25 protein-coding genes are annotated in these 25616 nt (G+C 73.4%); 10 read left to right on the forward strand and 15 right to left on the reverse strand.

Features of this window, described 5'->3' with window-relative positions; translation table 11 throughout:
• Positions 1-7: 7 nt before the first annotated feature.
• A complete protein-coding gene (locus ACGF5T_RS17255; RefSeq protein WP_366767048.1) occupies positions 8-1534 on the forward strand; it encodes an FAD-dependent oxidoreductase in 1527 nt (508 codons plus the stop codon).
• 84 nt (positions 1535-1618) lie between these two features.
• On the forward strand, positions 1619-2362 hold the full coding sequence (locus ACGF5T_RS17260; protein ID WP_366767049.1) for a VOC family protein: 744 nt from the start codon (positions 1619-1621) through the stop codon (positions 2360-2362).
• 28 nt (positions 2363-2390) lie between these two features.
• On the opposite strand, the gene ACGF5T_RS17265 is transcribed toward ACGF5T_RS17260, so the two are convergent.
• A complete protein-coding gene (locus tag ACGF5T_RS17265) occupies positions 2391-2987 on the reverse strand; it encodes a TetR family transcriptional regulator (protein ID WP_356610018.1) in 597 nt (198 codons plus the stop codon).
• Positions 2988-3049: 62 nt separating this feature from the next.
• On the opposite strand from ACGF5T_RS17265, the gene ACGF5T_RS17270 reads away from it, so the two are divergent.
• Entirely contained in the window at positions 3050-3922 is an 873-nt protein-coding gene (locus tag ACGF5T_RS17270) for an NAD(P)H-binding protein (RefSeq protein WP_366767050.1), read from the forward strand.
• On the opposite strand, the gene ACGF5T_RS17275 is transcribed toward ACGF5T_RS17270, so the two are convergent.
• Complete coding sequence (locus ACGF5T_RS17275; protein ID WP_366767051.1) at positions 3834-6095, reverse strand: FUSC family protein; 2262 nt, start codon at positions 6093-6095, stop codon at positions 3834-3836. The genes ACGF5T_RS17270 and ACGF5T_RS17275 overlap by 89 nt on opposite strands.
• A 378-nt stretch (positions 6096-6473) precedes the next feature.
• Positions 6474-6935, reverse strand: a complete 462-nt coding sequence (locus tag ACGF5T_RS17280; protein WP_356610021.1) for an SRPBCC family protein — start codon at positions 6933-6935, stop codon at positions 6474-6476.
• Between the two features lie 468 nt (positions 6936-7403).
• On the opposite strand from ACGF5T_RS17280, the gene ACGF5T_RS17285 reads away from it, so the two are divergent.
• The 3 genes from ACGF5T_RS17285 (at position 7404) to ACGF5T_RS17295 (ending at position 11109) form a co-directional block, all read left to right on the forward strand.
• Complete coding sequence (locus ACGF5T_RS17285; RefSeq protein WP_366767052.1) at positions 7404-8819, forward strand: family 2B encapsulin nanocompartment shell protein; 1416 nt, start codon at positions 7404-7406, stop codon at positions 8817-8819.
• 76 nt (positions 8820-8895) lie between these two features.
• A complete protein-coding gene (locus ACGF5T_RS17290; RefSeq protein WP_366767053.1) occupies positions 8896-10218 on the forward strand; it encodes a family 2 encapsulin nanocompartment cargo protein terpene cyclase in 1323 nt (440 codons plus the stop codon).
• Positions 10219-10233: 15 nt separating this feature from the next.
• Positions 10234-11109 carry a geranyl diphosphate 2-C-methyltransferase gene (locus ACGF5T_RS17295; RefSeq protein WP_366767054.1) on the forward strand — a complete coding sequence of 292 codons (876 nt, stop codon included), beginning with the start codon at positions 10234-10236 and terminating at the stop codon, positions 11107-11109.
• A gap of 79 nt (positions 11110-11188) precedes the next feature.
• Here ACGF5T_RS17295 and ACGF5T_RS17300 read toward each other — a convergent pair whose 3' ends face one another.
• The gene (locus ACGF5T_RS17300; RefSeq protein ID WP_366767055.1) at positions 11189-12412 is read right to left on the reverse strand and encodes a saccharopine dehydrogenase C-terminal domain-containing protein; all 1224 of its coding nucleotides are present in this window, start codon (positions 12410-12412) and stop codon (positions 11189-11191) included.
• Positions 12413-12545: 133 nt separating this feature from the next.
• On the opposite strand from ACGF5T_RS17300, the gene ACGF5T_RS17305 reads away from it, so the two are divergent.
• Positions 12546-13259, forward strand: coding sequence for a TetR/AcrR family transcriptional regulator (locus ACGF5T_RS17305; protein ID WP_361013370.1), 714 nt, complete (start codon positions 12546-12548; stop codon positions 13257-13259).
• 107 nt (positions 13260-13366) lie between these two features.
• Here the strand turns inward: ACGF5T_RS17305 and ACGF5T_RS17310 are convergent, their stop codons facing one another.
• From ACGF5T_RS17310 to paaA, 9 genes are read right to left on the reverse strand one after another with little or no spacing between them, the layout of a single operon-like run.
• Positions 13367-14626: an aminotransferase class V-fold PLP-dependent enzyme gene (locus ACGF5T_RS17310; RefSeq protein ID WP_366767056.1), complete on the reverse strand. Its 1260-nt coding sequence runs from the start codon at positions 14624-14626 to the stop codon at positions 13367-13369.
• Positions 14623-15471 carry an alpha/beta fold hydrolase gene (locus ACGF5T_RS17315; RefSeq protein WP_366767057.1) on the reverse strand — a complete coding sequence of 283 codons (849 nt, stop codon included), beginning with the start codon at positions 15469-15471 and terminating at the stop codon, positions 14623-14625. The genes ACGF5T_RS17310 and ACGF5T_RS17315 overlap by 4 nt, the downstream gene beginning before the upstream one ends.
• On the reverse strand, positions 15461-16309 hold the full coding sequence (locus tag ACGF5T_RS17320; protein WP_366767058.1) for a tryptophan 2,3-dioxygenase family protein: 849 nt from the start codon (positions 16307-16309) through the stop codon (positions 15461-15463). Before ACGF5T_RS17320 ends, ACGF5T_RS17315 begins: the two co-directional genes overlap by 11 nt.
• Positions 16310-16334: 25 nt before the next feature.
• Positions 16335-17111, reverse strand: a complete 777-nt coding sequence (locus ACGF5T_RS17325) for an SDR family oxidoreductase (protein WP_356610029.1) — start codon at positions 17109-17111, stop codon at positions 16335-16337.
• Between the two features lie 60 nt (positions 17112-17171).
• On the reverse strand, positions 17172-18341 hold the full coding sequence (locus tag ACGF5T_RS17330; RefSeq protein WP_356610030.1) for a ferredoxin--NADP reductase: 1170 nt from the start codon (positions 18339-18341) through the stop codon (positions 17172-17174).
• An 8-nt stretch (positions 18342-18349) separates the two neighbouring features.
• Positions 18350-18862: a 1,2-phenylacetyl-CoA epoxidase subunit PaaD gene (gene paaD, locus ACGF5T_RS17335; RefSeq protein ID WP_366767059.1), complete on the reverse strand. Its 513-nt coding sequence runs from the start codon at positions 18860-18862 to the stop codon at positions 18350-18352.
• Entirely contained in the window at positions 18859-19599 is a 741-nt protein-coding gene (paaC, locus tag ACGF5T_RS17340) for a 1,2-phenylacetyl-CoA epoxidase subunit PaaC (protein ID WP_392888397.1), read from the reverse strand. Before paaC ends, paaD begins: the two co-directional genes overlap by 4 nt.
• A gap of 58 nt (positions 19600-19657) precedes the next feature.
• A complete protein-coding gene (gene paaB / locus ACGF5T_RS17345) occupies positions 19658-19969 on the reverse strand; it encodes a 1,2-phenylacetyl-CoA epoxidase subunit PaaB (protein WP_361013359.1) in 312 nt (103 codons plus the stop codon).
• On the reverse strand, positions 19966-20976 hold the full coding sequence (gene paaA, locus ACGF5T_RS17350; protein WP_356610033.1) for a 1,2-phenylacetyl-CoA epoxidase subunit PaaA: 1011 nt from the start codon (positions 20974-20976) through the stop codon (positions 19966-19968). Before paaA ends, paaB begins: the two co-directional genes overlap by 4 nt.
• 335 nt (positions 20977-21311) lie before the next feature.
• On the opposite strand from paaA, the gene ACGF5T_RS17355 reads away from it, so the two are divergent.
• The 3 genes from ACGF5T_RS17355 to ACGF5T_RS17365 are packed head-to-tail and all read left to right on the forward strand — an operon-like array spanning position 21312 to position 24033.
• A complete protein-coding gene (locus tag ACGF5T_RS17355; RefSeq protein WP_356610034.1) occupies positions 21312-21596 on the forward strand; it encodes an acyl carrier protein in 285 nt (94 codons plus the stop codon).
• Positions 21596-23080 (forward strand): AMP-binding protein, encoded by a 1485-nt coding sequence (locus ACGF5T_RS17360; protein WP_366767092.1) that lies wholly within the window; start codon positions 21596-21598, stop codon positions 23078-23080. Before ACGF5T_RS17355 ends, ACGF5T_RS17360 begins: the two co-directional genes overlap by 1 nt.
• Complete coding sequence (locus ACGF5T_RS17365) at positions 23077-24033, forward strand: enterobactin synthetase (protein WP_366767060.1); 957 nt, start codon at positions 23077-23079, stop codon at positions 24031-24033. Before ACGF5T_RS17360 ends, ACGF5T_RS17365 begins: the two co-directional genes overlap by 4 nt.
• A 54-nt stretch (positions 24034-24087) precedes the next feature.
• Here the strand turns inward: ACGF5T_RS17365 and ACGF5T_RS17370 are convergent, their stop codons facing one another.
• Both ACGF5T_RS17370 and ccrA read right to left on the reverse strand, forming a co-directional pair.
• A complete protein-coding gene (locus ACGF5T_RS17370) occupies positions 24088-24282 on the reverse strand; it encodes an antitoxin (protein WP_053126211.1) in 195 nt (64 codons plus the stop codon).
• A 98-nt stretch (positions 24283-24380) separates the two neighbouring features.
• Positions 24381-25610 (reverse strand): crotonyl-CoA carboxylase/reductase, encoded by a 1230-nt coding sequence (gene ccrA, locus ACGF5T_RS17375; protein ID WP_356611649.1) that lies wholly within the window; start codon positions 25608-25610, stop codon positions 24381-24383.
• Between the last annotated feature and the right edge of the window lie 6 nt (positions 25611-25616).

A 25616-nucleotide genomic window follows, 5' to 3' on the forward strand; every position in this document is an offset into this window, starting at 1 on the left:
GCACGCCATGGCCTTCGCGATCACCCAGACCTGCTGCAACGACGCCACCTGCGTGTCCGTCTGCCCGGTCAACTGCATCCGCCCCACGCCCGAGGAGCAGGCCTTCGGCAGCACCGAGATGCTGCACATCGACCCGGAGACCTGCATCGACTGCGGTGCCTGCGCCGACGCGTGCCCGGTGGACGCCGTCTTCCCGGTCGACAGCCTGCCCGCCGGTCAGCGGGAGTACGCCGACATGAACGCGGCCTACTTCGCGCGGACGGAAGCGGAGGCGCAGGACACGGGAGACAGGTCCGGGCCGAACTTCCACCCCTGGGGCGAGCCGGTCTTCGACCGGGTCCTGCCCTCGGACTTCGGGCCGCTGCGGGTCGCGATCGTGGGCACCGGGCCGGCGGGCATGTACGCCGCGCAGGACCTGCTGCTGCACACCCGGGCCGAGGTGACGCTCATCGACCGGCTCCCGACCGCCGGTGGCCTGATCCGCTACGGGGTCGCCCCGGACCATCCGGCGACCAAGAAGATCGGCGACACGTTCACCCGCTTCCTCACCCACCCGCGCGTGCGCCTGCACCTCGGTCTCGACGTGGGCCGGGACGTCACGCCCGAGGAGATAGCGGCCCATCATGACGCGGTCGTCTACGCCGTGGGCGCCGCCGCCGACCGACGGCTCGGCATACCCGGCGAGGACCGGGTGGGCAGCCTGTCCGCGACCGGCTTCGTCGCCTGGTACAACGGGCACCCGGACGTCGCGCCGGACGCCGTCGACCTCTCGACCGAGCGCGTCGTCGTGGTCGGCAACGGCAACGTAGCCCTCGACGTCGCCCGTCTGCTGGTCTCCGACCCGGAGACCCTGGCCGGCACGGAGATCGCGCGGCACGCACTGGCGGAGCTGCGCCGCAGCAAGGTGCGCGAGGTGGTGCTGCTCGGGCGGCGCGGTCCGGACGACGCGGCGTACACCCGGCCCGAGCTGCTGGCCCTGAAACACCTTCCCGGCGTGGACCTGGTCGTGGACGACCACGACCCCCGCATCGGCGCCGTGATCGACGCCTCCCGGCCGAACGGCAAGGCGGCGGTGCTGCGGGAGGTGGCGCGGGAGGCCGTCGACTGGTCCGTCCCACCGGACACCTCGGGGCGGCGGCGCATCGTGCTCCGCTTCCTGTCCACGCCGCTGGAGATGTGCGGCGACGCGGCCCTGCGCGCCGTGCGCGCCACCGACGGGGACGGCGAGCTGCTGATCCCGGCCGGCCTGGCACTGCGGGCGATCGGCTACCGCGGAGTGCCGCAGACGGGACTGCCCTACGACGAGGCCACCGGGACGGTGCCGCACGAGCACGGGCGGGTGACCGGGACGGCCGGCACCTACGTGGTGGGCTGGATCAAACGCGGGCCCTCCGGAGGCATCGGCGCCAACCGCGTCTGCGCGGCGGAAACGGTCGGGACCCTGCTGGCCGACGCGGTCGCGGGGACCCTGCCCGCGCCGACCGCCGGACCCAAGCGCTTCCACCGCCTCGCACGGCGCCGCAGCCGCCGCTGACCCGACCCGGGAGGCCCAGCCGCTCCACGACCGCCGGTTCGCGGCGTCTCCGGCGAGATCTCCGTGTCTCATAGGATCGCCGGCATGGCTCTGCGACCCGTTCACGTGAACATCAAGGCCGTCGACCACTCGGCGGTCGGCCGGTTCTGGGCGGAGGCCCTCGGCTGGGCTGCCTACAGCCCGGGCGCGACCACCTATGTCGGACCCGGCGGCGGCCTCGTGTGGCCGGACCCGGTCGCCGTCGGCATCGATGTCGTCCCGGTGCCTGAAACCAAGACCATGACGAAGAACCGTGTGCACCTCGACCTGGCCACCACCTCCGCGGCCCACCAGGCGGAGTTGATCGCCCGCCTCCGGGCTCGCGGCGCGACACCCGCTCAGGTGGGCCAGGGCGAGGTGCCCTGGACGGTCCTGGCCGATCCCGAGGGCAACGAGTTCTGCGTGCTGGAGCCTCGGGAGGTCTACCGGGACACCGGACCGATCGCCGCGGTGGTGGTGGACTGCGAGGATCCACGGGGCATGGCCCGGTTCTGGGGCGAGGCGGTGGCCTGGAACCTGCACGAGGTGACGGAGGAACGTGCGGTGCTGCGCTCCGCCAAAGGTGTCGGCCCGTATCTCGAGTTCCTCCGCACACCCGACGTGAGGACGGTGCCGGACCGCCTCCACCTCGACCTGCTGCCGTATGCCGGTGACGACCCGGCAGCCGAGGCGGCCCGCCTGCGGACGCTCGGAGCCACCGACCTCGACGTCGGACAGGGCGACGTCCCGTGGACGTGCCTCATCGACCCGGAGGGCCACGAGTTCTGCGTTCTCGCACCGCCGAACTGACGGTGGGTCCGCCGCTCGGCCACCGATGTCACCGCAGCTGATCGAATGCCAGGTCGGCGTCGGCCACGGCCTCGGGGTGGACGTCGTCGGCGGCCCGACCCTCGGCGATCCTCTGCCAGTTGGTCCGGGCGAGCACCCGCTGGACCGCGAGGACCTGGGCGGCTCGGAGACGGGCCCGGACGCCCGCCCCGAGGGCGTCCGCCAGCGTCTCCTCGTCCTCGAGCTGGTACCGCGCGAGCCGCCCGGCCAGGCTCGGCGTGGTGAACACCAGGCGGTGGAACGCCACCACCTCGGGATGGTCGTTGAGGCCGGTGACGGGGTCGTTGCGATCGAGTCCGGCGCGGAAGTGCCGGTGCAGGGCCGTCACCGGGTCGGTGCCGGGTCCGCGGTCACGTACGACGCGTGCCGCCTCGCCCTGGTGGTCCGCGAACCGGTGCAGGATCAGGTCTTCCTTGGTGGGGAAGTACCGGAAGAGCGTCGGCTTGGAGATCTCGGCCGCGGCGGCGATGTCGTTGACCGAGACCTGCTCGAAGCCGCGCTCCAGGAACAGGGCCACTGCCGCATCGCCGATGGCGTCGCGTGTCCGCTCCTTCTTACGGGCTCGCAGCCCTACCGGCTCGCTCATCCGACCAGGGTATCTTATGTGACCGAGTTGCTTATTTAACCGAGTAACGCTTTCATGGCCGCATGACCCGAACAGACATCTCCCCCGTGCTCGTCACCGGTGCAACGGGACGGATCGGCCGCGTCGTCGTCGACCTGCTCCTCGACGCGGGCGTACCGGTGCGCGCCCTCACCCGTGACGCCGAGGCGGCGGCGCTGCCCGCGAAGGCCGAGGTCTTCACCGGCGACCTCACCGTGCCCGAGTCGCTCGACCCGGCGTTGAGCGGTGCCGGTGCGGTCTTCCTCGTCTGGACCGCCCCACCCGACACAGCCGCGGCAGTCGTCGGGCGACTCTCGGGCCATGTGCGGCGGGTCGTCCTCCTCTCCTCCCCGCACCGGACGCCGCACCCCTTCTTCCAGCAGCCCAACCCGACGGCGCGGCTGCACGCCGACCTCGAGCGCCTCATCACGGCCACCGGCCTCGACACGACGATCATCCGGCCCGGAATGCTCGCATCGAACGCGTTGGCCTGGTGGGCGCCCGCGATCCGGGCCGGTCAGGTCGTCCGGTGGCCTCACGGCGCCGCCGAGACGGCACCGGTCGACGACCGCGACGTGGCAGCCGTCGCGGCGCGATCCCTCCGGCACGACGGACACGTCGGAGGCGACTACGTGCTCACCGGCCCCGAGTCGCTGACCCAGGCCGCGCAGGTGGAGGCCATCGGACACGCCCTCGGGCGACAGATCGTGTTCGAGGAGATGACACCGGACGAGTTCCGGACCCTCGCGCAGGGCACGCCCCGCTCGACCGTCGACATGTTGCTCGCCGCGTGGAGCGCGGCGGTCGGGCGGCCCGCGTACGTCACCACTACGGTCGCCGACGTCCTCGGAACCGCGCCGCGCACGCTTCACCAGTGGGCCGCCGATCACGCCACCGCGTTCGCGGAGGGCCCGTGACCTCCTCGACCGCGCCCCGCGACGACTTCACCGTCGGTGTCGCGGCCGCCGGTTCCCCGCGTCCGCCGCGCGACCCCCCGGTGGCCGTGGCGAGGTCCGCGGCGAGCGCGTGCAGCCACACCTCCAGGTCGACCAGGAGGGACCACGCCCCGGGCGTCATGGCGGACGGGGGGACGGACGGCAGCGGCGCGAACCGGACCCTCACTCCCCCGCGGGGCAGTTCCGCCGCTCTCAGGCCGGCGGCCGCCACCTGCCGCGCGGCCGTGTCCATCCACTGCCGGGCTGCGGGCGGGAGGTCAGGGGCTCCCCGCGCGGGCGGCAGCCAGTAGGCGCCGGTGAGCACACGGGAGCCGTAGTTGAGGGCGGCGAGCCAGTCGGGGCCGTCGTCGTCCGTACGGAGGGCGGGCTCCGTACGGAACTGGGCGTATGCCGCCTCCGCGATGCGCAGCCGGTGCAGGACGGGCCACGAGGAGCCGGCCGTGGGCCTCTCGGACGCGTCGGTCCGTGGGCCGGCGCCGTGGCCGGCCGCCGCGTCGGCGGTCTCCCGCACCACGGGCGCGGTGGCCCGCAGCAGCGCCGCCACGCTGCGCCGCATCTCGGTGCGCGCGCCGGCCGGCCACGCGAGGAGCCCGCACACCAGCCCGATCGCGCTGCCGGTCAGCACGTCCACCAGCCGCGCCTCCTCCAGCCGCCAGGTCACGGGGGCGATCTGGGCGAACGCCGTCGACACCACCAGCGTGAACAGCCCCTGCGCCCACGCCGGGCCGCCGGCGGGTCCCACGGAGAAGGCGAGCACCATCATCGGCACCAGCAGACCTGCGTAGACCGCGGTCGCGTCACCCGCCCCGATGATGAGCGCGCCCGCCAGCACGGCGCCGAACAGGGTCCCGGCGGCAGCCGACCGTACGGCCGACCAGGTGCCGACCGCCGTCGTGCGCGCCAGGGTGAGCACGCTCAGCAGCACCCAGAAGCCGTGCGACAGGTCGAGCGACCCGGCCACCAGACGGGCGAGGGCGAGCCCCAGCGCCGTACGGACCGCGTTCTGGAACACGACGGAGCGCGGCGTGAGGTTGCCGCGCACCCGCACGAGCCACAGACGCGCCGTCGACAACCCCGCGTACCAGAACTGCTCGTGGGGCAGCCCGGGCACCGCGCGGTCGCCGCCCGCCGCGAGGCCCGCCGCCGTGCGCGCGGTCACCGTCGACACCGCCACCGTCAGCAGCGTCGACCTGCGCCGCAGTAGCTCATGAGGACGATCACGGCTTGCCGTGGCCGGGTCACCGCGCTCGTCCAGGAACCGCGCCGTCATCTCCTCGATCAGCTCCGCACCGCCGGCCGGGCGATCGCCGCGCAGGATGCCCGCGGTCTCCTCGCACGTCGCCGCGAGGCCGTGCAGCAGGGCCTGCGAGGCCGTGTCGGCCGGGGCGGGCGGGAGTTCGCCGAGCGCGGCCAGCTGGTCCAGCAGCCGCCGGGTGGCGGAACCGGCGTGGGCCAGTGCCCGGTCGCTCCGGCCGGCGCCGGTCGGCCGGCCGCCGTGCGGTTGGCACGAGAAGCGCAGCTCCCGCCCGGTCGTCCGCAGACGCCGGATCGTCTCGCTGTCGACGGGGTCCGCCCGCCGCGTCAGTCGCGCAGCGTGGGCCGCCAGGTCGAGGGCGTCCGCGACCCGCCAGGCGTACGACGGCCGTCGTGGGGAGGGAAACACCAGGAGTTCGCACAGGAAAAGCGCCGTGGCGCCCCATGCCAGTCCGCCGAGCCGTTCGGGCAGGGTGGCGGGGGCGTACGGCGGGAAGCAGGCCAGGATGTAGCAGAGCTGGAGCCCGGGGGCGACACCGGCCAGCCGCGGGGCGCAGACCGCACCGAACGTCAGGACGAGGGCGACGAGGAGCATGCCGAGGGCCGCTGTCCAGGTCGTCGTCGCGAGGACGGTGCCCAGCGCGATCGTGGCGGCGGCAGCCGGCGCGGCACGCAGCACGCTGCCCGCGCGATGGCGGCCCGAACCCGGCAGGGGGGACAGGACGGCGAGGGCGATGGGGGTGAACAGGGCGTACAGCGCGAGGACCGGCCGGTCCAGGAGGTACGCCGCGGGGTAGAAACCGGCGGCCGAGGCGACGGACACCCGGACCGCGCGTCCGCCGCCACCGAAGGACGCGGCGGGCGACGGCAGTGTCGGCATCGGCACCCTTTCGCGGCGGCTCCCCGGCGATTTCCGGGGCGGTCGAGCGGCGCCGGAACCTCGGCCGCGGGGACCCGCGGCCGACACATCATGCCGAACCACCCGGCCCGGGGACGGCCGCCGCACCCGCGGGGCGGGCCCGCTCCCCCGACCGGCGCAGCGGACACGCCCCGCCGGCCGCCGCACCAGCGGGGCGCACGTGAGGGTGAGGTGCCCCGGGGCCGCTTGGTGATCGTGGCAACGGCACGGAAGAGACCGCCGCCTGCCCCCTGACGCGGACCGGCCCGCACCCCCGGTGAGGGTGCGGGCCGATGTCGGCGCTTCCGGCGCTTGCGGTCACCTGCGCCGGCAGCACTTCACCTCAGCGAGCGGAAGAGGTCACTCACCGGGCCGGATGCGGCCGCGCCAAGCGCCGGTCTCTCCGCCGCGGCCCTCGATGTACTCCTTGAAGCGCTGCATGTCGCCCTTCACCCGCCGGTCGATCACACCCAGCATGTCACCGGTCTTCTCCGCCACACCGGTGGGCTCGACGTCCATGACCAGCTCGACCCGGGTGTGCGTGTCGTCCAGGCGCTGGAAGCTGACGGTGCCCTTCTGCTTCGTGTCCCCCGTGGTGGTGCGCCACGTGATGCGCTCGTCGGGGAGCTGGTCGACGATCTCGGTGTCGAACTCGCGCTTCACCCCGCTGACCTTGGTGGTCCAGTGACTACGGCGGTCGTCGAGCTGCCTGATCTCCTCGACACCCTCCATGAAGTGCGGGAACTCCTCGAACTGTGTCCACTGGTTGTAGGCGGTGTGCACCGGAACCTCGACGTCCACGGCTTCCTTGACCATGCTCATTCGGGAACCTCCCTCTCTGCTCAACTCGTCACGGCCAAGGCCGGCATCGAGCCCGTAACCTTGGCACGCAGGGCGAGTACCCGAGGATCACGCGCCTAACGTCCGTCTTCGACGCGGCTCCACCGCGTCGGCTCCTCACCCTCGCGGCCCTCACGCCGCGCGCCGGCGGCGGTGACCGTTGCCGTGGCCCGACCGGAAGCCGGTCTCGGCAGCCGGTCCGGACAGCCGGTCCGGCCGGCCGTGGACGGGCGTTGACGCGCAGGGGCCCGACAAACCGCATTCAACCGATTGTCACCGCTTAGAGGTAAGCACCCCGTCTCCCTGATGGATGAGGCCAGTTCACCCGCTAGCTTCGGCGTGGGGACGGATCACCGTGATCCCGCCCGCTCGTTGCCCACCCCTCCCTGTCTCCCGGTCGGTGCACCCGTGTGCGCCGGACGACCCGCCGCGCTAGGAGAAAGCCCGCCGATGTCCGTCGACAGCATCCCGGAAGCTCGGACCACACCCGAGGCGCCGCAGCAGTCCCTGAGCACCGCAGCCGCCCGCAACCTCGCCACCACCACCAAGTCCGCGCCGCAGATGCAGGAGATCACCTCCCGGTGGTTGCTGCGGATGCTGCCCTGGGTCGAGGCCGAGGGCGGCGCCTACCGGGTCAACCGGCGGTTGCGCCACACCCTCGGTGACGGGCGCGTCGAGTTCGTCCAGGAGGGCGCCACGGTCCGGGTGATCCCCCGGGAACTCACCGAGCTGGCCGTCCTGCGCGGATTCGAGGACGTCGACGTGCTCACCGCCCTCGCCGACCGCTGCACGCAGCGGGACTTCGCGGCCGGAGAGGTCCTCGTCGAGCGGGGCGGCCCCGCCGACCGGATCCACCTGATCGCCCACGGTCGGGCCAGGCGGACCTCCGAGGGCAAGTACGGAGGGGAGGTGGCCGTCGGGGTGCTCGCGGACGGCGACCACTTCGGTGAGGACGCGTTGGCGGACTCCGACGCCCGCCACGACTGCACGGTCACCGCCGAGACGGCCGGTACCCTCCTCACCCTCTCCCGTGCCGACTTCACCGCGGTCACGGCGTCCGCCCCACATCTCCGGGCCCACGTCGACGCGTTCGCCTCCCGCGCGCGGCAGCGGCAGAACAAGCACGGTGAGGCCGAGATCGCCCTGTCGGCCGGCCACGTCGGCGAGGCCGACCTGCCGGGCACCTTCGTCGACTACGACCTCAACCCCCGTGAGTACGAGCTCTCCGTCGCACAGACGGTCCTGAAGATCCACACCCGGGTCGCCGACCTCTACAACAGCCCGATGAACCAGAGCGAGGAGCAACTCAGGCTCACCGTCGAGGCCCTGCGGGAGCGTCAGGAACACGAACTGATCAACAACCGCGAGTTCGGGCTGCTGCACAACGCCGACTTCACACAGCGCATCCAGCCCCGCAGCGGTCCCCCGAGCCCGGACGACATGGACGATCTGCTCTGCCGCCGGCGCGGCACCAAACTGTTCCTCGCCCATCCCAGGACGATCGCCGCCATCGGACGCGGCTTCACCGCCTGCGGTCTCTACCCCGACCACGTCGACCTCGGTGGGCAATCCGTTCCCGCCTGGCGCGGCGTCCCCATCCTGCCCTGCAACAAGATCCCGATCAGCAGGGAGCAGACCAGCTCCATCATCGCGATGCGTACCGGCGAGGAGAACCAGGGCGTCATCGGGCTGCGGCAGACCGGGCTGCCGGACGAGTACGAGCCGGGGCTCTCCGCACGGTTCATGGGCATCGACGAACGGGCGATCATCTCCTACCTCGTCAGCGCCTACTACTCCGCCGCGGTGCTCCTGCCCGACGCGCTCGGCGTGATGGAGAACGTGCAGATCGCCCCCGGGCCGCGCTGACGTCCTGAACCGCCGCGGGTCACGCCCTGACACGCCCCCGCACCCCTGAGCCCTCCACCGCAGCAAGGAGCCGCCGATGCCCGACTCCGGGCCCCTCGGACCATTGCCCCCCGAACACCGGCCGACACCGTCCACCGCCGTGCGGGACGCCCCGGCGCCGAAGCCGCCGGACGTGCCGGCCTCCCCCGCCCCCTCGGACTTCCTGGCCGCGCTGCACCCTCCGGTCCCGGTCCCCTCCCCCGCACCGCCCCCGGAGCCCGCACCCGCCGTACCGGCCGCGCCCGACGCGCCGCCTGCCGGTTCCGCACTCCAGCGGATCCTGCGCGGGCCGTCCGGACCGGGCACGGCCTCGCTCGCGCTGTCCGCCAGGCACGAGCCCCCACCGGTTCCGGAACCCCCGGCTCCCGCCGAGCCCGCCGCGGGGCGAGCCGTCCCCGGTCTCTACCACCACCCCGTCCCGGAGCCCGACCCCGCGCGCGTCGAGGAGGTGAGCCGCCGCATCAAGCTCTGGGCCGAGGACGAGGTCCAGCTCTACCCCGAGGACTGGGAGGGCGAGTTCGACGGCTTCTACGTCGGCCGGTACATGGTCGCCTGCCACCCCGACGCCCCGACGGTCGACCACCTGATGCTCGCGACGCGGCTGATGGTCGCGGAGAACGCGGTGGACGACTGCTACTGCGAGGACCACGGCGGGTCGCCCGTAGGTCTCGGCGGGCGGCTCCTCCTGGCGCACACCGCGATCGACCCCTTCCACACCACCGCTGAATACGCGCCGCCATGGCGGGAGTCGCTCACGTCGGACGCCCCGCGCCGGGCGTACCGCAGTGCCATGGACTACTTCGTCCGCGCGGCCACCCCCTCCCAGGCCGACCGCTACCGGCACGACATGGCCCGGCTCCACCTGGGCTACCTCGCCGAGGCCGCCTGGGCCGAGACCGATCACGTCCCGGAGGTGTGGGAGTACCTGGCCATGCGCCAGTTCAACAACTTCCGCCCCTGCCCGACCATCACCGACACCGTCGGCGGCTACGAGCTGCCCGCGGACCTGCACGCCCGTCCGGACATGCAGCGGGTCATCGCCCTGGCCGGCAACGCGACCACCATCGTCAACGACCTCTACTCGTACACCAAGGAACTCGACAGCCCGGGCCGCCACCTGAACCTCCCGGTGGTGATCGCCGAACGCGAGCGGCTCTCGGAGCGCGACGGCTATCTGAAGGCCGTCGAGGTCCACAACGAACTCCAGCACGCCTTCGAGGCCGCCGCGGCCGAACTCGCGGAGGCATGCCCCCTGCCCACCGTGCTGCGCTTCCTCAGGGGCGTGGCCGCCTGGGTCGACGGCAACCACGACTGGCACCGCACCAACACCTACCGCTACAGCCTGCCCGACTTCTGGTAAGGAACGGACGTATCTGTGACCACTGAATCGACCTCCACCGCCACGGCGAGGATTCCGGCCCCGGCGACGCCCTACCAGGGGGACATCGCCCGCTACTGGAACAGCGAGGCGCGGCCGGTCAACCTCCGCCTCGGTGACGTGGACGGGCTCTACCACCACCACTACGGCATCGGCGCCGTGGACCACGCCGCGCTCGGCGACCCGGCGCACAGCGAGTACGAGAAGAAGCTCATCGCGGAACTGCACCGGCTGGAGTCGGCCCAGGCGGAGTTCCTCATGGACCACCTGGGCCCGATCGGTCCCGACGACACGCTCGTCGACGCCGGGTGCGGGCGCGGCGGGTCCATGGTCATGGCCCACCGCCGCTTCGGCTGCAAGGTCGAGGGCGTCACCCTGTCCGCCGCGCAGGCCGACTTCGGCAACGCGCGCGCGAAAGAGCTGCGTATCGACGACCACGTCCGCTCGCGCGTGTGCAACATGCTCGACACCCCCTTCGACAAGGGCAGCGTCGCGGCCTCGTGGAACAACGAGTCGACCATGTACGTCGACCTGCACGACCTGTTCGCCGAGCACTCCCGCTTCCTGAAGGTGGGCGGCCGGTACGTCACGATCACCGGCTGCTGGAACCCCCGCTACGGCCAGCCGTCGAAGTGGGTCTCCCAGATCAACGCCCACTTCGAGTGCAACATCCACTCCCGACGCGAGTACCTGCGCGCCATGGCCGACAACCGGCTCGTGCCGCACACCATCGTCGACCTCACCGCCGACACGTTGCCCTACTGGGAGCTGCGGGCCACGTCCTCGCTGGTCACCGGCATCGAGGAGGCGTTCATCGAGTCCTACCGCGACGGATCCTTCCAGTACGTCCTGATCGCGGCCGACCGCGTGTAGGCGGCGTCGCGGGGGCCGGGTCCACCCAGGCACCCGGTCCCCGCGACGGACGGGACGCCGGCAGGCCGCCTCCCGTGGTTCACGCCTCTTCGCGCAGGCCCCAGGGGGACCCGTACTCGGTGAGCAGGTCCAGGAACGGGCGGGCCGGCAGGGCCTCGGGACCGAGGACGCCTCGGCCGGACCAGACGCCGGTGGCGAGCAGTTCGAGGGCGACCACCGGGTTGATCGCCGTCTGCCAGACCACGGCCTGCGCACCGTACTCGCGCATCGACCACTGGTTGTCGACCACGTGGTACAGGTACACCTCGCGCCGCCTGCCGTCCTTGGACCCGGTCACCCAGGTGCCGGCGCAGGTCTTGCCGGTCATCCGGTCGCCGAGGGTCGCCGGGTCCGGAAGGCACGCGGCCACCACGTCGCGCGGGGAGACCCGCACCGGTCCGTCCTCGCCCGGCACGGTGACCTTGGCGGTCGAGTCCAGGCCCAGCTCGTGGAGCGTCTTGAGCCGGGCGATGAAGTCGTCGCCCAGGCCGTACTTGAACGTGACGCGCCGGGCGTCCACCCAGCGCGGGATCAGCAGCACCTCCTCGTGCTCCACGTTGACGCACTCGACCGGCCCGATCCCCTCGGGGAAGTCGAACACCTCCGGCTCGCTGAACGGCGCGGTGGTGAACCAGCCGCGCTCCTTCTCGTAGACCACGGGCGGGTTCAGGCACTCCTCGATCGTGGTCCAGATGCTGAAGGAGGGGGCGAACTCGTAGCCCTCGACCGTGAGGTCGGCGCCGTCACGGACGCCGATCTCGTCGATCTCGTCGAAGAGCTCGTCGGCGGCGTAGCGGGCGAAGACGTCGGACAGACCCGGTTCCACACCCATGCCCACCAGGGCCAGGCGTCCCGACGCGGCCCAGCGCTCACCCAGTTCGAACTGCGCGTCGCCGAGCTTCACCCCGCACTCCTCGTACGGCCGTGAGGGGTGCGGAGCGGACAGCGACATCGCCATGTCGACATAGTCCGCTCCCGCGGCCAGGGCGGCCCGGAACAGCGGCATCACGAAGCGCGGATCGGTCGCGTTCAGCAGGACGTCGCACCGGTGCGCGGTGAGGGTCCGGCGGACCTCCTCCTCGTCGGAGGCGTCCAGACGCAGCGCGCTGAACCGTTCCTCGTGCCCCGGCAGTGCCTCGACCGCCGCCTGTGTGCGGGAGAGGTCGTAGTCGGCCACGACCATGTGCGTCAGGAATTCCCTGCGGGCCGCGATCCGGGTGACGGCGCCGCCGACACCGCCCGCGCCGACGAGAAGCACTCGCATGACTGACACCTTTCGTACGGGAGGCGGTCGCCTCCGTAGTGGTGTCGATGCAACAGCCGGCCCTGCTTTAAGGTCAACCTTGTTGGCATAAGGCTCGCGGTGGTTCGCCGCGATGGCGGAAGGGGAGCGGCCGATGCCCAAGAAGGTGGTGCCGGAGGAGGCGCGGCGCAGGCGCAGGCCGACCCGGCAGGGTGCGGTGCTCTCCGAGTCGCTCATCGTGGAGACCGCGCTGCGGGTGCTGCGCGAACACGGCACCGGCGGGCTCACCGCCCGGCGCCTGGGCGCGGCGCTCGGGGCCGACCCGAGCACCGTCTACCGGTATTTCGGCGGCATGGACGACCTGGCGCGGGCGATCGGCAACGAGCTGATGGGACGGGCGCTGGACGGATGGGCCGCGGACGGCGACTGGCGCGGTGACCTGCGCTCCCTCGGGCTGGCCCTCCACTCCTCCTACCTCGCCCATCCCCAGGCCGCCGTACTCACCGCGAGCCGGGTGAGCGGGCGGCCCCGTGAGATCGCCGTGGACGAGGCGATTCTGGGCCTGCTGCGGGGCGCCGGCCTCCCGGACCGGGCCGCCGTCCGCTTCTACCACGCCTTCATCGACCTGACCCTGGCCTTCGCCGCGCTGGACGCCGGCTCACTGGCGCTGCCCGAGGAGGCCCGCCAGGCCGACGAGGACATGTGGGGTTCCCTCTACGCCCGGCTGCCCGCCGCCACCCACCCGAACATCGCCGCGACGGCCGGCCGGCTTGCGGCCCGGATGCCGCACAGCGCGTACCCGGTGGTCCTGGACACGTTGCTCGACGCCATCGCCGCAGAACTGGCGGTGGCGCCCGCGGCCGGATGAGCCGCCGTCGTCGCCGCGCACCCGCGCGGCCACCTCGCCGACCGCTCCGCCGCCCGGCGCCCTCGACGCCCTCGACGCGCCCGACGCGCCCGACGTCGGGGCGTCCGTCAGGTCACCGGGCCCACGGTCGGTGGCGCGGGGTCGTAGGCGGCCCGCCGGGTGAGGTCCCGCAGGCGCAGCGCGGCGGTGAGCAGGTCGCGGTGGCTGGTGTAGAGGGCGTTGACGCCGAAGCGCAGCAGGTCGGGTGCGCGCATGTCGGCGATCACGCCGTGTTCGGCGAGGGCGACGACCAGTGCACGGGCGTGGGGGTGGCGAAGGCTGACCTGGCTGCCGCGGCGGCCGGCCTCGGCCGGAGTGACGGAGGTGAAGCCCAGAGGGACGAGGAGTTCGTCGACGCAACGCAGGAAGTAGTCCGTCAGGGAAAGGCTCTTGGCGCGGACCTGGGTCAGGTCGACGCCGTCGAAGGCGGTGAGGGCCGCTTCGAGGGCGAGCAGGGACAGGATCGGCGGGGTGCCGATGCGGGCGCGGGCGATGCCTGAGGCGGGCGCGTACTCGTCGGCCAGGCCGAACGGGTCGGCATGACCGGTCCAGCCGGGCAACGGAGTCCGCAGCGAGGCGTGGTGGCGGTGCGCCACGTAGAGGAAGGCGGGTGCGCCGGGGCCGCCGGAGAGGAACTTGTAGCCGCAGCCGACGGCCAGGTCGATGTCGAGGGCGTCGACGTCGAGGGGCAGGGCGCCGGCCGCGTGGCACAGGTCCCACAGCGCGAGGGCGCCGACGTCGTGGGCGGCCCCGGTCAGCGTCCGCATGTCGTACAGCTCGCCGGTGCGGAAGTCGACGGGCGCGTAGCTGACGACGGCGACCCGGTGGCCCTCGGCGGCGAGGAAGCGCGGAAGAGCGGCCGGTGGGACCCGCCGCACCTCCAGGCCCCGGCGGCGGGCGACCGCGTCGGCCAGGTAGCGGTCGGTGGGGAAGTGCCGGGGATCGGTGACCAGCAGCGGGCGGTCCGGACGGAGCTCGGCTGCGGCGTCGAGCGCGGTGAACAGCTGCACGCTGGTGGAATCGCCCACCACGGTCTGCCCCGGCGCGGCCCCGATGAGCGCGCCGACGGTGTCCCCCACCCGCAGGGGTGCCTCCCACCATCCGGCGGCGTTCCAGGAGCCGATGAGGCCGGTGCCCCACTGGCGCCCGACCACGTCGTCGAGGGCGGCCGGGACGGCGGCGGGCAGCGGGCCCAGGGAGTTCCCGTCCAGGTAGACGACGTCCGGTGGGAGAAGGAAGCGGGCGCGGAGGGGAGCCAGGGCGTCGTCGGCGTCGAGTCGCGCGGCCCGCTCGTACAGGGCGGCGGGCACGGAGGGTGCGGTGGTCATCGGCGTGCGGCCTCCTCGCCCGCGCGGCCGGGGTGCCCCGGGGGGAAGGCGGCCGCCATCTCCCGGAGGGTGTCGGCGACCGCGCGGGCACCGGGGGCGCCCGGCTCGATGAGGGTGTAGTGGCCGGTGCCGGGCAGGACGACCGTCCGCAGGTCCCGGTGGACTGCGGCGTAGTCGCTGAACTGGCTGAGCGGGACCTCCTCGTCGGCAGTGCCGTGCAACAGCACGGTGGGCACACCGGTGCTGCCGGCGTCGCGCAGCAGGGTCAGGGGGTCGACCTCGGGCAGCCACTTCTCGAACTGCTCCTCGCCCCCGAGGAGCTGGAGGGCGGCGTCGTCGCTGAGGCGGTCGCGGCGGGTGGCGGTGAGGTCGGTGAGCGGTGCGAGGGCGAGCACGCTCGTCGGCAGGGTGCGCGTGTGCCAGCGGGAGCCGGGCGGCAGCAGGCCCCGGGCGGCGCACCACAGCGCCAGGTGGCCGCCGGAGCAATGGCCCACCAGGACATAGGGCCGCCCTTCGGGCAGGGTGTCCACGAGGCGGGCGACGTCGTCGAAGGTCTCGGGGCAGCCGCCGGCGCCGCCGGACCGCCGGAAGCCGGGGAGCAGCACGTCGAAGCCCTGCTGGGACAGGTACGCCGCGAACGGGGTCAGGTGCATCCGGTCATAGCGCCAGTAGCCGCCGTGCAGCAGGATGACCAGCGGAGCGTCGGGGGCGTCGGACGGCCAGGCGTCGTAGGACTGGTGGGGGTGGTCACCGTAGCGGCCGTGCGCCGGGGCCAGCACCGGCTTCAGGCTCAGGACGCGCCGTTCCTCCTCGGCCGCGAAGGCGGAGATGGCCCTAGACGTCACCGCGCGCCTCCCACAGTTCGGGGAAGACCGGGCGGGCCGCCCGCTGCTCCAGCCAGGTGAGCCCGGCGGAGCCGGCGCTGCCCGGTCTGGCGCCCATGGCGCGGCGGACGACCAGGACGTGGTCGAACCGCCAGCGGGTGACGAGTTCGGCGATGTCGGTGAGCGATTCACCGAGCGTGAGGTGGGGGTGGTGCCGGGGCCCGGCGTGGACGCGCCGCCACACCTCCACGACTCCCGGGTCGCTCGTGTAGGGGCTGGTCACATCGCGCTCGCGGACGTGGCGCGGGACGGGCAGGCCCTGTCGGTGGAGGTAGGCCAGCACCTCGTCGTACAGGGACGGTTCCCGGTAGGTCTCGGCGAGCGCCTCGTGGACGGCCGGGTCTCCCCGGTGGGCGCGCAGCAGCCCGGGCGACTTGTCGCCGAGGAGGAACTCCATGTGCCGGTACATCGCCGACTGGAAGCCCGACGCCTTGCCGAACGCGGCCCGGAAGCCGTTGAACTGGGCGGGGGTCAGCGCGGCGATGGGAGCCCAGGCGCCGCCCAGGGCGGTCAGCGCGCGGCGGCTGCGTGTCAGGGCGTCCAGGGCGGCGGGCAGGTCGTCCTTGGCGAAGGCCACCCGTGCCGTGCGCCACTCGTGCACGATCAGGGTGAACCAGAGTTCCATCACCTGGGTGGTGACGAGGAAGCCCATCTCGTCCGGGGCCTCGGTGAGCGGCTGCTGGAGGGAGTTGAGGACGGAGGCGTGCACGTAGGTGTCGTAGGGGCTCGCACCGGGGAACGGGCGGGTCAGGGCGTCGTCCGTCACCGGCTCGCCGAGTGTGGTCGTGCTGTGGTTCATCGCTTCTCCTAGGGGTGCCTTCGGGTCACACACCGAGGTGCGCGCCGCCGGAGGCGTCGATCCACTGGCCGGTGACCCAGCGGGCGTCGTCGCCGGCGACGAAGGAGACGACGTCGGCGATGTCCGCCGGGTCGCCGAGCCGGCCGAACGTGGAGGCCTCCGAGTACCTGCGGCGGATCTCCGGGACGGCGAGGGTGGGGTTGATCTCCGTCTCGGTGTAGCCGGGGGCGACGGCGTTGACCGTGATGCCTCGGGGGCCCAGCTCCTGGGCCAGGGCGAGGGTGAGGTAGTCGAGGGCGGCCTTGGTCATGGTGTACGAGACGATCGGCGGGAAGGCGACGCGGGTCGCGACGGAGGAGATGTTCACGATCCTGCCGCCGTCGCGCAGGCGGTCCAGCCCGCGTTGGATGATGAAGAACGGCGCCTTGGTGTTGACCGCGAAGACCCGGTCGTAGTCGGCTTCGGTGACGTCGGCGATGCGGCGGGGGACGGTGATGCCCGCGTTGTTGACGAGGATGTCCAGTCCCGTCGGCGCGTCCTGCTCGGCCAGGGCCCGGTCGAAGGCGGACCACAGGGTGTCGGCGTCGCCGGGGACGCCGAGTTCCGCGTGCACGGGGAAGGCGCGGCCTCCCTCGGCCTCGATCTCCTTGACGGTCCGCTCGGCGGCCGTCAGATCGTGGCCGTAGTGGACCGCCACCAGGGCGCCCTCGCGGGCCAGGCGGCGGCTGACGGCTCTGCCGATGCCGCGGCTGCCCCCGGTGACCAGGGCGGTCTTTCCGTCGTGGCGGGCGGCGGTGGTCATCGTGGGGCTCCTTGGGTGAGTGGTCACGGAGGTGGGTGGGCGAGGCGGGTGGGGTGCGGGTCAGGCGTCGAAGTCGAGGGCGACCTCGGGGGTGCGGGGGCGGGCCCGGCAGACGAGCGTGTAGCCGGCGGCACGGTCGCGGTCGTCCAGGGCGTACTGGCGGTCCGCGGTCACCTGACCGGCGACGACTCGGGCGCGGCAGCTTCCGCACACGCCCTCGCGGCACGCGTACGGCACATCGGGGTGAGCACGCAGCAGCGCGTCGAGGAGGACCGTGTCGCCCGGCAGGACGGTGGCGTCGCGGCGGCGCCCGTCGAGCAGGGCGGTGACCCGGGCCGAAGTCGCCTCCGGCGCCCGTCCGGGTGTCCGCGGGGACCGGGGTGCGCGTACCGCTCCCCCGGGCGCCTCCGTGGGGCGCGGTGCCGTGCCGGCCGCCGTGAAGAGCTCTCGGCGGACGAGTGCGGGATCGGCGCCCCGGTCCGCCAGGACCCCCCGCACGGTGTCGACGAGCCCGGGCGGACCGCACAGGGCGTACGTGGTGCCGGGGCCGGGGTCGGCGTCCAGGGCCGTCAGCAGGCGGCACAGTCCGGCCGCGTCGAGCCGCCGCGCGAGCGGGCCGTCGCTCCCTCTTCCCCGGTCCTCGCGGGTCAGCACGTGCAGGACGGTGAACCGGTCGACGAACTCGTCCTTGAGTTCGGCCAGTTCGTCGGCCAGCAAGGCGTCCGCGGAGGTGGGCACCGAGTGGACGAGGGTGACGCGGCAGGCCGGGTCGTGGCGCAGCGCGTGGGCGGCCATCGGGGCCAGCGGCGTGATGCCGGAGCCCCCCGCGAACAGGACGTGGTGGGCGCCGGGCAGCTCCGGCAGGGCGAAGGCACCGGTGGGCGGGGAGAGTTCGAGGTGGTCACCGGCAGTGAGCCGGGTGGCGGCGTGGACGCCGAAGCCGTCGGGGCGGCCGCGCCTGATCACCAGTCGGAGCCTGTCGGGGGCGTTCGGGGGCGGGCTGATCGAGTAGCTGCGGCGTGGTTCGGTGCCGGCCTCGGGACGCCGGACGGTGACGTGCTGGCCGGGGCGGTGGGTGAAGACGGTACGCAGGGCGTCGGGGACGTCGAGGGTGACGGCCACGGTGTCGACGGTGAGGTGACGGACCTCGGTGACGCGGAGCCGGTGGCGGCGGACGCGGTGGGAGGGGTCGGCCGTCGGGACGGACGACGTGATGGTGGCGGTGTTCACGGTGTGCCTCACAACGCGGTCATGTGGGGGAAGGGCTCACGGCACGCCGTGCACCACAGCACCGACTGGCAGCGGGAGGGGCCGAAGGGGCTGTGCGGCCGGGTGGCCCGGGAGCCGCACAGCGGGCAGGGCACACCGGCCAGTTCGACGGGGACCGCGCCGTCGGGGGCCGGGGACACGGGCGGTGCGATGCCGTGCGCGGCGAGCTTGCGCCGGCCCTCGCGGGTGATGCGGTCCGTCGTCCAGGGCGGGGCCAGGACCTGCCGTACGCGGCCCTCGGGGTGGCCGCAGGCGATCAGGACCTCCCGTACCGCGGCCGTGATCTCGGGCAGCGCGGGGCAGCCCAGATAGGTGGGCGTGATCTCCACCTCCAGCACACCGTCGGTGCCCGGGGCGACGGCGCCCACCACACCGAGGTCGCCGAGACCGATCACCGGCAGTTCCGGGTCCGGGAGGGCCCGCACCCTCTCGCGCACCTCCGAGGCGGAGAGCCGGACCTCGACCGACGCGGACCCGCTCACCAGGTGCCTCCGGGAAACTGGCGCCGCACGGACTGGAGTTCGGCGATCAGCGGTCCGAACTCCTCCGTGTGCAGGCCGGCACGGCCGCCCCTGGCCGACCAGGTGGGCGTGGGCACGGTGAGTCCCGCCTCCGCGACGACGGCGGTGACCTGCCGCAGCCACGTCTCGTACAGCGGTGCCGGGGAGGGTGCCGTACCGGAGGCGGCCAGGCGGCGCAGCACCGCGTCCTCCTCGAAGAGTTCGCCGGTGTACGGCCACACGCGCTCCAGGCCGTGCCGCATCCGGCGGGCGCTCTCCTCGGTGCCGCGTCCCAGCGTCACCGTCCAGCGGTCCGCGTGCATCCGGTGGAAGGCGACCTCCTTGGCGGCGCGCGACCCGAACGCGGCGAGTTCGGTGTCGGCGCTGTGGGCGAGCGCCTCGTAGCAGAGGACGGCGTAGTGGGTGTAGGCGAGCTGCCGGGCCACGGTCATCGCGAAGTCCCCGTTGGGGAGTTCGGTGAGCAGGGCGTTGGTGAACTCGCGGTCCGAGCGGGCGTAGGCGAAGTCGTCCTCGGTGCGTCCGCTGCCGTCGAACGCTCCGGCGCGGGTGAACAGGGCGCGGGCGTGGCCGATCAGGTCGAGAGCGATGTTGGACAGGGCCAGATCCTCGTCGACGGTGGGCGCGCGGGTGATCCACTGGCACAGGCGCTGTCCGAGGACGAGGGCGTCGTCGCCGAGACGCAGCAGGTGCAGGGACAGGTCGGCGGCGGAACAGGAGGTCTGGTCCGGCGGGAGGTCCGGGCGCACTCCCCTGACGTCACTGGTGGTGCTCACCTTCGGGGCCTTCCTCGGTCAGCGGTGCGAAGTGTTCGGGGTAGCGGTACGGCTTGTGCCGGGCGCCAGCGAAGTACGGGTCGCGTTCGTCCGGGGAGGCCGCGTGCACGGCGTCGGAACGGACCACCCACAGGGAGAGCGGCTCGCCCCGGCGCGTGTACAGGTCGCGGGCCGCGGCCAGCGCCGCGTCCGGGCCGGCCGCGCGCACCGATCCCACGTGCTGGTGGGCCAGGCCCCGGCGTCCCCTCAGGAACACCTCCCAGGAAGCCGGAGCGCCCTCCCGTGCCCCGCTCATCCGTCCTCCCCTTCCGCCCTGTCCGTCCGGGCGGCGTACGCGGCGGCGGCCTCGCGGACCCAGGCGCCGTCCTCGTGGGCGGCCCGGCGGTGGGCGACGCGCTGCCGCGACCAGTGGGTGTCGTCGCCCAGTGCCTCGCGGTAGGTGTTCCAGTCGACGGGCGTGAAGTCGTAGTGGCCGCGCTCCTCGTTCCAGCGGAGCGCGGGGTCGGGCAGGGTGAGGCCGAGGCGTTCGGCCTGCGGGACGCACGTGTCGACGAAGCGCTGGCGCAGCTCGTCGTTGGTGTGGCGCTTGATGCCCCAGGCCCTCGCGCGGCGGGAGACGGCGGCGCCCAGCGCGGCGGTCCGCGCGTCGGCGCCGTCCGCCTCGGTGTCGGGCGGACCGAACATCAGGGCCACGGCCGGCAGCCACCACCGGTTCACCGCGTCCTGCGCCATCTCCTTCTGCTCGGGGGTCCCTTCGCAGAGGGCGCGCATCAGGTCGTAGCCCTGCCGTACGTGGAAGGCCTCCTCCTGGCAGACGCGGCGCATGGCGCGGGCGTACGGTCCGTACGAGGTGCGGCACAGAGGCGCCTGGTTGATGACGGCGGCGCCGTCCGTCAGCCAGGCGATGGCGCCGGTGTCGGCCCAGGTGAGCGCGGGGTGGTTGAAGGTGGCGGAGGCACGCTGCCGGCCGCGGTGCAGGGCGTCCAGCAGGTCGGCGCGGTCCACGCCGAGGGTCTCGGCGGCGGAGTACAGGTACAGGCCGTGGCCGGCCTCGTCCTGGACCTTCGCGATGAGCACCGACTTGCGCCGCAGGGACGGGGCACGGGTGAGCCAGGCGCCCTCCGGCTGCATGCCGATGATCTCGGAGTGGGCGTGCTGGGCGATCTGGCGGACGAGCATGCGGCGGTATCCGTCGGGCATCCAGTCGCGCGGTTCGATCGTCCCACCGTCGACGACGAGCGCCTCGAAGCGCGCGAGCGCCTCCTGGTCGTCCGCGGTACCGGCGAGGGTCGGCGCGGTCATCGGGCGCCGCCCGGGTTTCCGGCGCCGGCGGCCGTGGTGGCGCGGCGCGTCGGTCCCCGCCCCGGGGCCCGGCCCCGTACCGGCTGCCTGGGCACTCGCATCACTCCTTCGCCTCGTGACCGACCGCGTCCGGCCGGAGGGGGCCGGGCGGAACGGATCGTTTCGTTGCGGTAAGAGGCCGGGCGGGCGGCCCGGCTATCCCCGTGACGCGAGGTTCGGGCGCGTGACAAAGCTCACGGGTCGGCCCGGGGAGTGGAACCGTGCCGTGTCCGCCTCTTGAGGGGGTGTCATTCGAGAACCGCGGCGGCCGGCACGCCGAGGCGAAAGGGGAAACCATGAGCACCATCAGGGAGTTGCTGGTCGAACTCACGGGCACGGCCGAGTACGCCGACCGGATCGGGGCCGACGTCGACCTGGCCGCCAGCGGCATCGATTCCGGGGACCTCGTGCGCCTCGTGCTGCTGGTCGAGCAGCGGCTCGGCGTGGAGATCACCGCCGAGGACATGGAGGGGCTGCACACGATCGCCGACTACGAGCGCTTCGTGGCCGAGCACGCCCCCGCCGGGACGCGTGGCACGGCAGGTGTCGGCGGTGCCGCCGGTGCGAGCGGCGGTGCGTGATGTGGCTGACACAGCTGTTGGAGCGCAACCGCCAGTGCCGGCCCGGCCGGACCGCGTTGGTGGACGAGGAACGCAGCGTCACCTGGGCCGAGTTCCACGACCGCACCCTGGAACTGGCGCGCGGGCTGGCCGAACTGGGCATCGAGCGGGGTGACCGGGTCGCCGTACTCTCCAAGGACCGGATCGAGGTCCTTGAGAGCTACTTCGCGCTCGCCCGCCTCGGGGCACTGTTCGTGCCGCTCAACCACAGCCTGGCCGAGCCCGAGGTCGCCGGGATCGTCGAGCGCGTCGGGGCGGTGGCCGTCATCGGTGAGTCGGACCTGCTGGACCGGCATCCCGAACTGCCGTCGTCGGTGCGGATCAGGCTGGCCCTCGACAAGCCCTCCTTCACGGCGCTGGGCACCCTGGCCGCCGACCGGGACCTGCCGGACGTCGCCGACACCGACCCGATCGCCGTGCTGCACACCTCGGCGACCACCGGACAGGCCAAGGGCGTCACCGTCGACAACGGGTCGTTCCGGGCGATCGCCCTCGGCTGGCTCGTGATGGCCCGGCCCACCGACGACATCGTCATGGTCAACTGCTGCCCGCTGTACCACGGCAGCATGGTCGTGTCCCTGACCTATCTGGCGGCCGGCGCGACGGTCGTGCTCATGCCCGGCTTCACCCCGCAGCGGGCGCTGACCGCGGTGGCGCGGCACGGCGCCACCCACATGTGGCTGGTGCCGCAGATGCTGCGCTTCATGCTCCAGGCCAAGGCGTCCCGGCGCGCCGACCTGACGAGCCTGCGGGAGGTCCTGTACGGCGCCGCGCCGATGCCGCTCGACGTGTACGCCGAGGCGGTCGAACGGCTGGGCTGCGGCTTCCGCCAGGTGTACGGCATGACCGAGGTGGGCGGCCCGTTCGTCACCCTCGGCCCCGACGAACACCCCGCCCCCGGGGACGTCGCCGCCCGTATCCCGTGCGGACGCGTCGTGCCCGGCATGTCGGCCCGCGCGGTGGACGGGGGCGGCCGGGAACTCCCGCCCGGTGAGATCGGCGAGATCGTGGTGCGCGGGCCGGGTGTCATGCAGGGCTACTGGAACGACCCGGAGGCCACCCGGGAGATCACGGCCGACGGCTGGATCAGGACGGGCGACCTCGGCTTCATGGACGACGAGGGTCGCATCAGCCTGGTGGACCGTACGAAGGACGTCATCATCCGGGCGGGCCAGAACGTCTACCCCTCGGAGATCGAGCGCGCCCTGATGTCCCACCCGGCGGTCCGGGACGCGGCGGTCGTCGGCATGCCCGACGAGGACTACGGCGAGGTGCCGCTGGCGTACGTCGTCCCGGAGCCGGACGCGGAGCTGGGAACGGCGGCCCTCCTCGCGCATGTCGCGGGGCTCCTCGCGCCCTACAAGCGTCCGCGGCGGGTGGAGTTCATCGAGCAGGTGCCGCGCAACCCCGCCGGCAAGATCATCAAGAAGCTGCTGCGGGTGTGAGCGGCGACGGTCACCCGGCAGCGGAACGCGCGCTGTCCGAACTGCGTCCGCTGCTGGCCGCCGCCGGGCTCGGTCTGGGTGTCGCGGCCGTCTCGGAGCCCTGTCCGGAACCGGCGGGGCCTGCCGAGGCGGCCGCGGCGGCGGCGATGCCGGCACGCCGCCGGCTGGAGTTCCTGGCGGGCCGTCGGGCCGCCCGGCGGGCGCTGCGCGCAGTGGGTCTGGACTGCGGTGAGATACCCCGCTCGGGGCGGTTGCCGGTGTTCCCGCCCGGCCGTGCGGCGTCGATCTCGCACAGCGCGGGCGTCGCGGTCGCCGTGGCCCGCCCGCCGGGGACCGCCGTGCCGCTCGGCTGCGACCTGGAGCTGCGGCCCCTCCCCCGCGCGGCGGCACGGCTGGTGCTGCGGGCCGACGAGGAGGTGCTCCTCGGCCAGGAGGAGCAGGAGGAGCAGGGGGAGCTGCCTCGCTTCCCCGCCCGGCCCGCGTGCACGACCTGGTCGGTCACCGCGCTGTTCTCCGCGAAGGAGGCCGCATGGAAGGCCTTGGCCGTGCCCGGAGACGGGCGCCGGGTCGGATCCGTGCACGGGCACCGGGCGGGGCCGGGCGACGATCAACAGACCGGGCCTCTGAACGACCGCCAGGCCGAGCCGGTCGACGGGCATCGGGCCCGGCGTCCGCACGACCGCCAGGCAAGGCCCGGCCGCGAGCACCCGGCCGCCGTACCGGACAACGGCCGGCACCGCGACGGGCCCGGGGGCCGGCGTCGAACGGTCCCCGGGGGACAGCCTCCGCCCTGGTCGGCGGGGAGCCTGCGGGATCTGCGCGTGTGCCCGTCGGGAGACGCCCTGCTCGTGCGCCTGCGCGCGCACCCCGCCCACGCCGTGCGGGTGCGGGTGGTCCGCGTCGGGGCCGGGGTGTTCAGCTACGTCCTGGGCCGGGCGGGCGCCCACGACTGAGCACGGGCTGCCGCCCCGGCGCATCGCACCGGGGCGGCAGCCCGCCGTTCCTGGTCAGCGGCCCGCAGGGCCGCCGTCACGATAGGAGCGCCGCGCGGCGTCGGCGGCCTTGTCGGTCTGGGCGTCGTACTTGCCCCCCGTGCGCTGGTCGACCGTTCGCTCGGCCCCCGCGACGCCCTTGTCGGCCTGGTCGGGGTGGCCCTTGGCCATCTGCTTGGCCTTGGTCATCATCTCGCCCAGCTTGCCCATGGGGTACCTCCCGGGATCGTGCGTGTGCCGTTCCCGGCCGCAGGTACCCCTCAGGCCGTGTGCGAACCACCCCGCCCGGCGCGCCGCCACAGCGGACCTCACATCCGGTCCCCCACTCGCGCCGCCATGTTCCCGGCCGGGTGCCGGTTGTCGTGGATGAGCTGATGCGCGAGGCCGATCTCGTCGAAGTCGAAGGTCCGGGAGAGGCAGGGATCGATGATGCCCTGGTCGATGAGCCGGGTGACCTCACGTGCCTCCCGGGCGGTGGCGACGTGCGACCCCTGCAGGCGCTTCTGCCGCATCCACAGGAAGCGCAGGTCGACGTCGCCGTTGTAGCCGGTGGTGCCGCCGCACAGGACGACCATGCCGCCGTTGTCGCACAGGTACAGGGAGGTGGGGACGGTGTCGGCGCCGGAGTGCTCCAGCACGATGCGCGGGCCGCGCCGCTCGCCGAGCACGTCCCACAGGCGTCGGCCGAAGGCGCGGGCGCCCGAGAGCCAGCGGCCCATCGCCTCCTCGTCCGAGGTGTCCGGCAGCCGTCCCCAGTGATCGAAGTCCCGCCGGTCGATCCAGCCCTCGGCGCCCAGCTTGAGGCAGAACTCGCCGCGTTCCTCGCTGGAGACGACCGCGACGGGGATGCCGCCGACGTGTCGGACGAGCTGGATGGCGATGCAACCCAGGCCGCCGGCGCCGCCCCAGATCAGCACCGGGTCACCGGGGCGCACCGTGTGCGGGGGCCAGCCGAAGAGCTGACGGTAGGCGGTGGCGGCGGTCGCCATGTAGCAGGCCGCCTCCGCCCAGGAGAGCCGGGCGGGCTTGGGGTGGCACATGTAGTCGTCGACGACCGCGAACTGGGCGAAGGAGCCGTAGTTCTCCTCGTAGCCCCACACCCGCTGGCCGGCGGACCAGGTGGGGTCCGCTCCGAGGCGGACGTCCTCGGCCCTCTCGTCCCAGCGATTGGCCAGGACCACGACCTCGTCGCCGAGCCGCACCCCGCGCACGTCCTCGCCGACCGCCCACACGATCCCGGAGAGGTCGGAGCCGCCGATGTGGAAGTCCTCGGTGGCGCCCGCCTTCTGCCGGGCGGCGATCACGTCGAGCGGCGAACCGAGGGCCGCCCATACGTTGTTGTAGTTGATCCCGGCGGCCATCACCTTCACCAGGACCTGTCCGCGGCCCACGGGCGGCACGTCGACCACCTCGGTCCGGAAGGCGTCGACGGGCTGTCCGTAACGCTCGCGACGGATGAGCGAGGCGTACATCTTCCGCGGGGCGGTGCCCATGTCGGGCGCGTCGCCGAGTTCGTAGAGGTCTTGGGTCGCTCTCACGCTGGC

Source organism: Streptomyces sp. NPDC047853 (genome assembly GCF_043204535.1).
GTDB lineage: Bacteria > Actinomycetota > Actinomycetes > Streptomycetales > Streptomycetaceae > Streptomyces.